We start from the raw sequence: 11,838 nt of genomic DNA, 5'->3' as shown, positions 1-11,838 counted from the left end.
CCCCTCTGCCCTGCCGGGCATCTCCCCCGCAAGGGGGGAGATTGGATGCGTCTCGGCTTTCGCCAACCACCAACGCTGGATCCCAGCGGTCAAGCCGCCATACCAGCCTGAAGCGATTCCCCTAAAGCACAGCAATTTTGTTCTTGCTTTGTGCCGGCAGCTATGCTACTAATCTCGTTATGGTGCCAATTGGCCCCGAAGACCCGCCCGCCAAGGCGGGTTTTTTGTTTTCGGCCCCGACAGGCGAGTTCTCACCCCAGCCCTACCATCGACGGGATTTCCACCACCCCGCCGGGCTGATAGGCTCGGCCCGTCTGCGGAGGACACGGCGATGCCGATCAATCTCGACGAGTTGAAGAATGCCAGCAACCTGCGCGGCAAGCGCGATGGCGGCTCGTTCATTGCGCCGGTCGACGGCACGGCGCATGTCTCGGGCGAGCGCAGCGTGCCGCTGCTCAACCTGACCATCCCGGCGCTGTTTGCCGATACGGTCGGCAAATACGGCACGCTCGATGCCGCCGTCTTCGTCGAGCAGGACAAGCGCTTTACCTGGGAGGAACTGTCGGAGACCGTCGATGCGCTGGCCGCCGGCTTCCTGGCGCTCGGCCTCGAGAAAGGCGACCGCGTCGGCATCTGGTCGCCGAACCGCTGGGAATGGTTGGTGACGCAATTCGCCACCGCCCGCATCGGCCTGATCCTGGTCAACATCAACCCGGCCTATCGGCTGGTCGAGCTGGAATATGCCTTGAACAGGGTCGCTTGCCGAGCGCTCGTCACAGCCGCCAAATTCAGGAGTTCCGACTATCTCGGCATGATCGAGACGCTGGCGCCGGAGATCGCACAGGCTGCGCCCGGCAAGCTCGAAGCCAACAGACTGCCGGCGCTGAAGATCGTCATCCGCATGGACGAGGAAAGTTCGCCGGGCATGTTCAATTTCGCCGACGTGCTGGCGATGGCCGGGCGCGACGAGCATGACCGGCTCGACCGCATCTCCGACGGGCTGAAACCGGACGACGCCATCAACATCCAGTTTACCTCAGGCACGACCGGCGCGCCCAAGGGCGCGACGCTGACCCACAACAACATCGTCAACAACGGCAATTTCGTCACCGCGGCAATCCGGCTCACCGTCGACGACCTGCTGTGCATCCCGGTGCCGCTCTACCACTGCTTCGGCATGTCGATGGGCACGATGGGCTGCGTCACCAAGGGCGCGACCATGGTGTTCCCGAGCGAGGGGTTCGATGCCGGCGCCACGCTGAAGGCGGTGGCGACGGAACGCTGCACCGCGCTCTACGGCGTGCCGACAATGTTCGTCGGCCTGCTCGACCATCCAGATTTCCAGTCGTTCGATCTCACCAGCCTGCGCACCGGCATCATGGCCGGCTCGCCGTGCCCGATCGAGGTGATGAAGAAGGTGGTGTCGCTGATGCACATGGCCGAGGTGACCATCGCCTATGGCATGACCGAGACCAGCCCGGTGTCGTTCCAGAGCAGCGTCGACGATCCCCTGGAAAAACGCGTCTCGACCGTCGGCCGCGTCCATCCGCATGTCGAGGCCAAGGCCATCGACGCCGAAGGCACCACCGTCGCGGTCGGTGCGCCGGGCGAGCTCTGCACGCGCGGCTATTCCGTGATGAAGGGCTATTGGGACGACGAGCAGAAGACCCGCGAGGCGATCGACGCCGACGGCTGGATGCACACCGGCGACCTCGCCACCATCGATGCCGAGGGCTATTGCAACATCGTCGGCCGGGTCAAGGACATGGTCATCCGCGGCGGCGAGAACGTCTATCCGCGCGAGGTCGAGGAGTTCCTCTATCGCCACCCTAAGGTCAAGGAGGTGCAGGTGTTCGGCATTCCCGACCCGAAATACGGCGAGGAGCTGTGCGCCTGGATCGTGCTCAAGCCCGGCCAGATCACCACGGAGCAGGAGATCAAGGCCTTTTGCGCCGGCCAGATCGCGCATTTCAAGATCCCGCGCTACATCCGCTTCCGCACCGAATTGCCGATGACGGTGACCGGCAAGCCGCAGAAATTCCTGATGCGCCAGGCGATGATCGATGAACTGGGACTGGTGACGCAGAAGACGGCGTGAGAAGGCTTCCGTGCGTATCTACGGAGGCGTTGTTTGGGCAACATATTGAGGGGGTGTTCTATGCGGATTGGGTTAAGCGTGCTTTTTCTGGCAACTCAGCTGGCAGCCACCGCGGCGCTGGCGCAGACGGCGGCCGAGCGTGAGGCCTGTCAGGCAGATTACCAGAGATTGTGCAAGGGCTTGCTGCCGGGCGGTGGCCGCGTCGTCAAGTGCCTGGCCGGTCACATGAGCGAGCTGACGCCCGAATGCAAGAAGGTCGTCAAGGCCAACACGCCCGGCTAGCGCGCGAGCTTCCCTGCGGGTGGAAGGCAAAAAGGTGACAATGAGTGGTTTGGCAAGATCGGCGGTTTCTTACGGCATGCCGTTGGCCGCGCTGGCGATGGCTGTCGCCGTCAGGGCCAGCGGGGTGTCGGTGGACGAAGGGTCGCTGGGCACCAGGATATTTATCGGCGCACTGTCGAGCGCGATCATGTTCATCACCATTTTCGTGGTGCTCGATCACGCCGAGACGGTGGCCAGGCGGGTAGGCGAGCCGTACGGCACCTTGGTGCTGACCATCGCCGTGACGGCAATCGAAGTGTCGATCATCGTTTCCATCATGCTGCACGGCGCCAACAACCCGACGCTTGCACGCGAGTCCGTGTTCTCGACGGTGATGATCACCTCCACCGGCGTAGTCGGCATGTGCCTGACGTTTGGCGGCTGGCGCCATCGCAAGCAGGCGATCGTCCGGCAAGGGACCAGCGCCTATCTGGCGGTGCTGGTCGCGCTCAGCGTCATGACGCTCATTCTGCCGACCTACACGCGAACCACGGATCCCGGCACATTCTCGGCGGCCCAGCTTGGCTTCGTCAGCGTGCTTTCGGTGCTGCTCTATGCCGGTTTTCTGTTCGCGCAGACCGTCCGCCACCGGGACGATTTTATCGACGCACAAGCACACGGCGCCGCAGTGCGAACCGACGCTCACGAAAGCATCGCCGCCGCCGCTGTGCTCCTGCTGATCGGGCTGGTCGGCATCGTCATGCTGGCCGAGCAGGTCGCCGCCAGCGTCGAGGACGCGCTCGTCGCCTACCAGGTGCCCCAGGCCGACGCCATTGTCGGCGCAATGATCGCGGGCTTGGTCTTGATGCCGGAGGCGATTTCGGCGGTTCGCGCCGCACTCAACAACGAGCTGCAGCGCGGCCTGAACGTCGCCATGGGTTCGGCGTGCGCGACGATCGGCCTGACAATACCCGGGATCGCTGCCGCCAGCCTGCTGACCGGAAGAGGGCTGACCCTGGGGCTACCGGCGACCGACGTGGTGCTTTTGGCTCTGGCGCTTTTCATCTGCAATGTGAGTTTTAGCACGGAGAGAACGACGTTCCTGACCGGGCTGGTGCATCTGGTGGTGTTTTGCACGTATGTGTTTTTGATTTTTGTGCCGTGAGAGTGCTGGGTGCGAATAGGTAGGAAAACTGCTTGAACGTCTCAATAGGGCCGAAAGCGGACTTGCGGCTTCGAGGCTCGGAAGGCCAGAAGCGGACCTTCATGCCCTGCGTGCGTCGACGTGAACTGTGACCCGTCATTCGCTCGCGCCGATTGTAGCCCGAAAGTAGACCTTCCGATCACCTGTATCTCCGAGATCCTGCTTTGGCGTTCAAAAGGACATCCCGTGGGTCAAAGCGGCCGAAAACGCGCTGTCGCGGAAGGCGTCCGAGAACCGAGTCTTTCTCAGCCGCCGTAAAGATAGTTCGGAAGCCAGAGCGCCATGCCGGGCCAGATATACATGAGGATCATGCAGAGGATGACGATCAGCATGTAAGGCATCATGCCTGCGAATATCTGGTTGAGGGTGACGTGCGGTGGGGAAACGCCCTTGAGATAGAACGCCGACATCGCTACCGGGGGTGACAAGAACGCCGCTTGCAAATTCACGAAGACGAGAACCCCCCAGAGGATCGGGTCGATGTTGAAGTGCTTCAACATCGGCAGGAAGATCGGCACGAAGATGATGATGATTTCGGTCCATTCGAGCGGCCAACCGAGAATGAATATGATCGCTTGAGACAGGATCATGAACTGCACGGGCGACAAGTCGAGCGACAGCACCCATTGCTCGAGAAGTGCCTGGCCGCCGAGGATCGCAAAAACGGCGGAGAACAGCGCCGAGCCGACAAAGAGCCAGCAAACCATGGCTGTGGTCTTCGCCGTCAGGAACACTGCTTCCTTGATGCGCTTCCAGTCGAGCGTTCGGGCCTGGAACGCCAGCAGAAAGGCACCAGCGGCGCCGACTGCCGCGGACTCGGTCGCCGTCGTGATTCCGAATAGGATGACGCCGAGCACGACGACGGTAAGTATGCCCAGCGGCATGACCGACGAGACCAGGAGCTTCAGGATCTCGAGCCGTTCGGCGGTCATGTTCCGGTAGTAGCGGACGAGCACCACCGCGGCGAGTGCCGCGATGATGCCGAAGGTGACGTAGAAGCTGGTTGCCGGCCCTGCATCCACCGCGGGTGCGCCGAGTTCCTCCACCGCCGGAGCACCGAGCTGCTCCAATCCGGCTGGAGCTTCGACGTCGGCCGATGCTTGCGGATAGATGACGACATACCACCACACCAGCAAGAGGGTGAGTACTATCAAGGCGAAGGGCACCAGCGCAGCGCAGAAATTCTTGAACAGCTTCCAATATGTGAGGCGTCCGCTCTCCGTCTCGAGCGCCGTCGCCTTGGACGGCGAGAACAATGCGGAAAGAAGTCCAACAAGCATGTTGCGCGAGTAAACTGTCTGAAAGCTTCGCATCCACGCCGGCACCGGAACCCTTGTTTGATCCTCCGGCAAAGGCGGGGCGATCTTCGGATTGATTATCGCCCAGCCAAGAATGTAGACGAGATAAAGGAATGCGAGGAAAAAACCGGGGAACATCGCCGCGGCATAGAGCTTCACGATGGACTGGCCTGCAACCGCCGCATAGACGATGATCATGACCGAGGGCGGGATCAGGATGCCCAGCGTGCCGCCCGCGGTGATCACGCCGGAAGCGAGCTTCACATCGTATCCGGCGCGCAGCATCGGATTGAAGGCAATCACCCCCATCAGGACCACAACGGCGCCGACGAGGCCACTGGCGATGCCCCAGAAGGTGCAGACGATAAGCGTAGCAATGGCCAGCGACGCCGGTACCCGTCGGAACGAAAGCTGGATGCTGTAGAACATCTTGTCGACCAGCGCCCCGCGTTCCATCACATATCCCATGAGCACGAAAAGCGGGATGGAGATCAGGACGTCATTGGTCATTGCCCCATAAGTGCGCTCGACCATCAGATCGAAGACGCGGTTGTCGATCCAGTGCTCCGCCGGGTTGTAGAACGCATAGAACCCGAAAAACATGCCAAGGCCCATCAGCGTGAAGGCTGTCGGGAAACCCATGACGATGACGACCACGATGAGCATGAGCATCGTGAGTCCGAGGGCTGGATCGCTCAACTCTGCAGGTCTCCACCCATTCCGCGCTGGCGTGCTTCCTCGTCTATCTTTTGTGCGCGCTCGATGGCGGTCTTGCGCGTCCCTTCATCCACATATTCGCTGAGCGCGAGCTGTCCCTCCACGACGTCGATCTCTGCAACGTCCTTGCGCCGGCTGGGCCATTGCCCAGTCCTGAGACAGACGATGCAGCGCACGATCTCGGCCACGCCCTGGAGCATCACCAGGGCGCCGGCCAGCGGAATGACCGATTTGAATTGGTAGATCGGCGGACCCTCCGCTGTCACGGTCGAATGCTCCCCGATCCGCCATGAAATCGCGGCATAGTCGTAGCCTGCATAGACGAGGGCCGCGATCCCCGGCAGGAAGAAAACCACGTACAGCAAAAGATCGAGCGCGGCTTGGATCCGGGGTCGCATCGAGCTGTAGAGAAAGTCGCCGCGCACATGGGCATTCTGCGCCAGCGCATAGGCTCCGGCGAGCATGAACAGCGAGCCGTACAACATGTTGCTGGCGTCGAATATCCACGCCGTGGGCATGTTCAGGATGTAGCGCTTGAAGACCTCGGCGCAGACCAGCGTCATCAGCCCGATGATCAGCCACGCCGCGGCCTTGCCGACCCACGCGCTGATTGCATCGACTGTATTCAGGAACTGCTGGACGTTCATGCGAGGCAGCCGGATGGCCAGAGTGTTGGCCAGAGTGAGTGTCGGTAAGAAGGCAAGGCACCGTTCGGTCATGGCCCCGATGGTGCCTTGCCGGCTCAAACTGTGCTTCAGATATTCTTTGCTGCCCCGCCACGTCCGAAGTAATGATCGAAGGCCAGGCGGCGGCTGACGACTACGTCCTGTTCCCATTGTGTTGTCCGCCGGGCAAAGGCGATCTGCGACTCAAGGACCTCCCTGAACAGCGGGTTTTCAGCCGCCTTCTTCTTCACGACCTCGTCATAGACCTCCAGCTGTCGCTTGAGGATTGCTTCCGGTGTCTTGTAGAATTTGACCTTGTCCTGCGTCTGCATCTCCAAATAGTCTTTCGAATAACGGTCGATCGCCTTCCAGGCCATGTCCTGCGAGGCTGCCTCGACCGCATTGGTGATGATTGCCTTCATCTGATCGGGCAGGGCGTCGTATTTCGCCTTGTTGAACAGGACCTCGAACTGCTCGGCATTCTGGTGATAGCTCTGCAGCATGCAGACCTTGGACACGTCCGGAAAACCAAGCACCCGATCGGACGAGGCGTTGTTGAACTCGGCCGCGTCGAGCAGGCCGCGATCCAATGCCGCAACGATTTCACCGCCAGGTAGCGCGTTGACGGCCGCACCCAGGCCGGTGAAGACGTCAATCGAGATGCCAACGGTACGGAACTTGAGGCCTTGGATGTCTTCGACCTTGGAAACCGGTTTCTTGAACCAGCCGAGCGGCTGTGTCGGCATCGGTCCATAGGGGAAGGAAACCACATTGGCGCCTATGGAATCATAGAGCTTTGCAAGGAGCTCCTTCCCGCCACCGTATTTGTGCCAGGCCAGCAGCATGTTGGCGTCCATGGCAAAGCCCGGGCCGGATCCCCAGAGCGCTAGCGCCGTCTGCTTTCCGTAGTGGTAGACGAGCACGCCGTGGCCGCCGTCAAGCGTTCCTTGCGACACCGCGTCAAGCAGGCCGAACGCAGGCACCACGGCGCCCGCCGGCAGCACCTCGATCTTGAGGTCGCCGCCCGTCATGTCGTTGACTTTCTTGGCGAAATCAAGCGCGAATTCGTGAAAGATATCCTTGGAAGGCCATGTGCTCTGCCAGCGCATGCTGACCGGCCCTTGCGCCTTGACGACGCTTGGCGCAGCAACGATCGCCGCAGCTGCCACGGCCGCCTCGCCAAGGAACTTGCGGCGCGACCTCATATTGGTCTGGATACTTGCTTTGGTCATCGGTTCCTCCCGAAGGTGTTGGCTTTTCAAGCCCACGTCCGACAATACTTCTCAACGACGGCCCAGCAAAAATTGCAGCGCGCGTCCCATCGCCTAAACTAGTGCGGTTCTTTCTTAAGGACAGGTGGGGGTATTTTCCCAAGCAATGGGCGAGTAGCAGTTACGCATCGCGCCATTGAATGACCGCTCTTGCGAAGGATACAAAGGTCCGCATTCGGGCGCATTGCCGCCCGGCAGCATGGGGGCCGAATTCGGAAGGTCGGCTTATGGCGTCCGAAAAAAGAGAGCGGACGTTCGGCGTGGCGCGACCAAGGTCTTAAGCTAACCCAATAACAGCCAAGGGGCGCGATAGACACCACGCCTGAGGGCCCATACAATCCGCACGATTTCCTTGCTCGTCAGCACATTGCCAATGGCCAAGAACGCTGTCAGCCTAGCCTTGCCGCCATCTCGCGGCCGATGTGGTCGGCTACTCCAGGCTCATGGATCTCGACGAGAGCGGACCCTGTCGACTTTCAAGGCGCATCGCCACGAACTGGTGTACGCCAAGATCGCTGAGCATCAGGGCAGGATAGTCAAGCCGACCGGCGACGGCTTACTGGTCGAGTTCCCGAGCGTGCTAAATGCGGGGGCCTGCGCCGTCGAAATCCAGCACAAGATGCACGAGCGTAACGCAGAAGTGCCGTCCGACAGGCCCATTGAATTCCGCATCGGCATCAAGGCAGCCGATCCTGCTCTGCGGTCCAAGTGTTCTTACCCTTCGTGCAGCGCGATCCCATGCGACCAGCCAAGGAAACTGGCAACAAGTTATGCGATGTCGAACAGCGCGCCACCATGTTTGCGCTATCTAGAAAGGGCCATTGGCTTGTCGACACTGCTGGAGCCGTAGTTAGCTTACGCCATTGCCTTTGGAAACGGCCCCCTTGCCGTGCCGCCTAGTCTGGCAAGCCCGCCAGACGCCAGCCATCGACAAAGGGCTGCGCAGCACTCATGCTCCTAAAGGGCAAGTTCGCTGTCAGTTCACCGATCGTCCAACCTGGATTGCCCGTAAGAAATAGGCGGGCTTCCTCCTGTGCCTCAGGCAAGCGGCCGGCAAGAGCAAGCGCGGCAATCAGGTTCACCCTTGAACCGGTCCCATATGTTTCCTCCAGGCTCAAGGTCGCAACAGCTTCTTCGTAGTGACCGGTGGAAATCTGCGCCATTCCCACGATCCAGAAGTACCAACCAGGTGGACGAGGATTTAATCGGAACGCCTCTTCACAAGCTGTCAGCGCCGCTTGCGGCTTGCCCAAGTAGATTTGAAGCTCCCCAATCCATGCTACCGCATCTGCATTGTTGGGATTTATCCGTATGGCAGCATCGAATTGGAATTTTGCTTCATCCCAATTGCGCTCAAAAAGCTGAACGCAGCCCAGGATCCTGCGAACGTTGGAATCGCCGGGATCGATTTCCATGGCTCGTTGCGCGTGCATCAGAGCATTTGCGCGATCGGGTATCTGTGGTTCTCCCCAATCAACCCAGCCAAATAACAGCACAAGGGCAAGATTGCTGTGCGCTTCACAATAGTTTGGTTCAAGCGAAACGGCGCGTTCCAAAGCTGAACGCGCGTCGCTGTTGTCTGATCTGGACATGGTCCATTTCTCCCGTGACCTAACACAAAGGTCATAGGCTTCTAGATTTGATGGCCTAGAACGGGCAGAAATATTCTTCGCACCAATCTTGCCGGAGATCGCTTCAACAACGCGGCGCGTGACCTCGTCCTGAACTTCAAAGATGTCGACAATTTCGCGGTCGAAGCGCTCGGCCCACACATGATTGCCGCCTTCGGCCGCGTTGATCAGCTGCACATTGACGCGCAAACGCTTGACGGACCGCCTCGCGCTGCCCTCGAGGAGATATTTGACGCCCAGATCGCGAGCGATCTGACGGACGTCGGTGGGCTTGCCTTTGTAGGCAAAGGTGGAGTTGCGGGCGATGACGAAGAAGCCGGGCACATTCGACAGATCGGTAATGATGTCCTCCGTCAGCCCGTCAGTGAAGAACTCCTGTTCGGCGTCGCCACTCATGTTGACAAAGGGCAGCACGGCAATCGAAGGCATGTCGGGCAGCGCGAGCTGCGGCGAAGGCTTGTCCGGCACGAGGGCCTCCGCCGATGCCGCGGGTCTGGCCTTCGCGGGAATGCCGACCTGTAGCGAATAAACCCGGACCGGCTCGGCGATGTTCTTGAGCTGAACCGCACCGCGATCGTTGATCGCGATATCGAGCCTTGATTTAACCTGCCAATAGGCTTGCTCGGAAAGACAGATATTGCCAGGTTCGCAGATTCCTTCTAGGCGCGCGGCGATATTGACGCCATCGCCCATCAGGTCGCCATCGCGTTCTTGCACGACGTCGCCCAAGTGAATGCCGATCCGGAACTCGATGCGGCGATCATCCGGCACCCCGGCATTGCGCTCAAGCATGGCGTTCTGCACTTCCAGCGCGCAGCGCACTGCTTCCACAACGCTGCTGAACTCGACAAGGCTCCCGTCGCCTGTGCGCTTGACGACGCGGCCACGATGAACGGCGATGGTGGGGTCGATGAGATCGCTGCGCAGCGCCCGCAGCCGTGCCAAGATGCGATCCTCATCCGCGCCGGCTAGCCGGCTGTAGCCGACCACATCCGAGACCAGGATCGCTGCTATTTTGCGGGTCTCACTCATGTGATGCTCCCTCCCTCCAGTCTGACACTACTGCCGACCAGGCACGCTGTCTCAACATAGAGCGGTTAGGCCAAAGGAAGATAGCTCCGAGCCATTGGTCGGATGGTCTGCTTAGGATCTACTCCCGTCGTTCGAGGCAAAATGTCGGGCGCATAGCTGCCTGTGGCCTGTCCATTGGCGATGTCCGCTTTTGTTGAATGGACGGGACCGCAGGAATGACTGCCATGCGGCGCAAAGCAGCCATTCAGGATTTGCCGGATCTTGTTGCGGAGCCGCCGTGGCGCAGATCGCAGATCTCTGCCGCCAACGGAACTGACCGCCACGCAACCGGTTAATCCGCATGAAGCTCGCCACCATACCCAAGGCCACATCATGAGCATCCTGCAAACCACAAAGAAAGCCGTCGAGCAGGTCACCGGCATCGCCAGGCCGGGCAGGCGAGAGGTCACCGATCTCCTGAGGCCGCGCAAACCGAATGAGTTTCGCTTCAAGGATGATGGTCTGGTGCCCAACCATCCGTCCTGGCCGCTGGTCGTCTATCGCGGCGCCGTCAAGCTGCCCGAGGAATTCGATCCGGCGGCCGTCATGGAGGCGCTTTTCGACGCTAATGGCTGGGGCGATAGCTGGCGCGACGGCATCTACGACTACGTTCACTATCATTCGCGGATACACGAGGTGCTGGGCGTGGCGCGCGGCACGGCGAAAGTCCGGTTTGGCGGCAACAAGGGACGAACGCTGTCGCTGAAGGCCGGCGACGTCGCGGTGCTTCCGGCCGGCACCGGGCACCAGCGCCTTTCCGCATCCGACGATTTTCTGGTTGTCGGCGCCTATCCTCCATCCGGCACCTATGACCTGTGTACGACCCCCGCCGACCATGCCAAGGCGGTGGCGACGATCCCCAGGGTCGGCCGTCCGCGCACGGACCCCGTCTATGGAAGCAAAGGCCCGTTGCTCGCAGCCTGGGAAAGGGACTGAAGCCGTTCCTTTCGAAGGCGCTTGCCGGTTGGCTTCGTGGCTAAAGCCGCATCCTTGACCCGCCGCTCACGCCGCCAGAACCGCTGCATCCAGTCCGCGAATGATCTTGGCCAGCTCGACGCATTCGTCGTGGCGGACCTTGTTGCGCCGCCAGGCGAGGCAGATCGTACGCTGCGGCATCGGTTCCTGGAACGGCACGATCTTCAGGTCGGGGATAGTGCTGGCCGGCCCTGCCGCCATTTCCGGGATGAGCGTGACGCCGAGCCCATGCGCCACCATCTGTAAGAGCGTCGTCAGGCTGGTCGCGCCGTAGCTTGCCATCGCCACCGGCCGCACGCTGCCGCAGACGGCGAGCGCCTGTTCGCGCAGGCAGTGGCCTTCCTCCAGCAGCATCAGCCGCTCCAGCGCCGGGCTTTCCGGCGGCACCGGCGGCGAGGCGAAGGCGGGATCGCCGGCCGGCACGGCCAGGAAGAACCGGTCGGAGAAAAGTTCCTCGGTAACCAGGCCGGGGTAATCGAGGGGCAGTGCCGCGACGAAGGCGTCGAGCTTTCCCGAGCTGGTGTCGTCGACCAGCGAAGCGGTCACCGCCTCGCGCAATTCGAGCTGCAGCGCCGGAAAATGCCGTTTCAGCTCCGGCAGCACATGCGGCAGCAGATAGGGCGCCACCGTCGGGATGATGCCGAGCC

Annotated in this window: 9 protein-coding genes; 4 read left to right on the top strand and 5 right to left on the bottom strand. The window is 61.1% G+C overall.

The genetic code is table 11. The features are described from left to right. Positions 1–331: 331 nt before the first annotated feature. The 3 genes from E5W70_RS25340 to E5W70_RS25330 all read left to right on the top strand — a co-directional run bounded on the left by E5W70_RS25340 (position 332) and on the right by E5W70_RS25330 (position 3,524). Complete coding sequence (locus E5W70_RS25340) at positions 332–2,098, top strand: AMP-binding protein (protein WP_292663641.1); 1,767 nt, start codon at positions 332–334, stop codon at positions 2,096–2,098. Between the two features lie 78 nt (positions 2,099–2,176). After that, entirely contained in the window at positions 2,177–2,380 is a 204-nt protein-coding gene (locus E5W70_RS25335) for a cysteine rich repeat-containing protein (RefSeq protein ID WP_292663639.1), read from the top strand. Positions 2,381–2,420: 40 nt separating this feature from the next. Then, entirely contained in the window at positions 2,421–3,524 is a 1,104-nt protein-coding gene (locus E5W70_RS25330; protein ID WP_292663636.1) for a calcium:proton antiporter, read from the top strand. A gap of 284 nt (positions 3,525–3,808) precedes the next feature. On the opposite strand, the gene E5W70_RS25325 is transcribed toward E5W70_RS25330, so the two are convergent. From E5W70_RS25325 to E5W70_RS25305, 4 genes are all read right to left on the bottom strand, one after another. Further along, positions 3,809–5,560 carry a TRAP transporter large permease subunit gene (locus E5W70_RS25325; RefSeq protein ID WP_292663634.1) on the bottom strand — a complete coding sequence of 584 codons (1,752 nt, stop codon included), beginning with the start codon at positions 5,558–5,560 and terminating at the stop codon, positions 3,809–3,811. Then, the gene (locus E5W70_RS25320) at positions 5,557–6,225 is read right to left on the bottom strand and encodes a TRAP transporter small permease subunit (protein WP_292663631.1); all 669 of its coding nucleotides are present in this window, start codon (positions 6,223–6,225) and stop codon (positions 5,557–5,559) included. The genes E5W70_RS25325 and E5W70_RS25320 overlap by 4 nt, the downstream gene beginning before the upstream one ends. A gap of 107 nt (positions 6,226–6,332) precedes the next feature. Continuing rightward, complete coding sequence (locus E5W70_RS25315) at positions 6,333–7,475, bottom strand: TRAP transporter substrate-binding protein (protein WP_292663629.1); 1,143 nt, start codon at positions 7,473–7,475, stop codon at positions 6,333–6,335. 935 nt (positions 7,476–8,410) lie between these two features. Beyond that, positions 8,411–10,177, bottom strand: coding sequence for an adenylate/guanylate cyclase domain-containing protein (locus tag E5W70_RS25305; RefSeq protein ID WP_292663627.1), 1,767 nt, complete (start codon positions 10,175–10,177; stop codon positions 8,411–8,413). Positions 10,178–10,549: 372 nt separating this feature from the next. On the opposite strand from E5W70_RS25305, the gene E5W70_RS25300 reads away from it, so the two are divergent. Next, entirely contained in the window at positions 10,550–11,152 is a 603-nt protein-coding gene (locus E5W70_RS25300; RefSeq protein ID WP_292663625.1) for a cupin domain-containing protein, read from the top strand. A 66-nt stretch (positions 11,153–11,218) separates the two neighbouring features. On the opposite strand, the gene E5W70_RS25295 is transcribed toward E5W70_RS25300, so the two are convergent. Then, on the bottom strand, positions 11,219–11,838 hold a 620-nt coding region (locus E5W70_RS25295), incomplete at its 5' end, for a LysR substrate-binding domain-containing protein (protein ID WP_292663623.1).

Origin of the sequence: Mesorhizobium sp., from assembly GCF_005063415.1 — a bacterium.
Lineage (GTDB): Bacteria > Pseudomonadota > Alphaproteobacteria > Rhizobiales > Rhizobiaceae > Mesorhizobium.
This window is presented reverse-complemented; position numbering and strand designations above follow the sequence as displayed.

Excerpts from the sequence above, each read along its gene's own strand:
- E5W70_RS25340 (WP_292663641.1), top strand. The coding sequence starts at position 332 with ATGCCGATCAATCTCGACGAGTTGAAGAATGCCAGCAACCTGCGCGGC.
- E5W70_RS25330 (WP_292663636.1), top strand. The coding sequence starts at position 2,421 with ATGAGTGGTTTGGCAAGATCGGCGGTTTCTTACGGCATGCCGTTGGCC.
- E5W70_RS25320 (WP_292663631.1), bottom strand. The coding sequence starts at position 6,225 with ATGAACGTCCAGCAGTTCCTGAATACAGTCGATGCAATCAGCGCGTGG.
- E5W70_RS25315 (WP_292663629.1), bottom strand. The coding sequence starts at position 7,475 with ATGACCAAAGCAAGTATCCAGACCAATATGAGGTCGCGCCGCAAGTTC.
- E5W70_RS25305 (WP_292663627.1), bottom strand. The coding sequence starts at position 10,177 with ATGAGTGAGACCCGCAAAATAGCAGCGATCCTGGTCTCGGATGTGGTC.
- E5W70_RS25300 (WP_292663625.1), top strand. The coding sequence starts at position 10,550 with ATGAGCATCCTGCAAACCACAAAGAAAGCCGTCGAGCAGGTCACCGGC.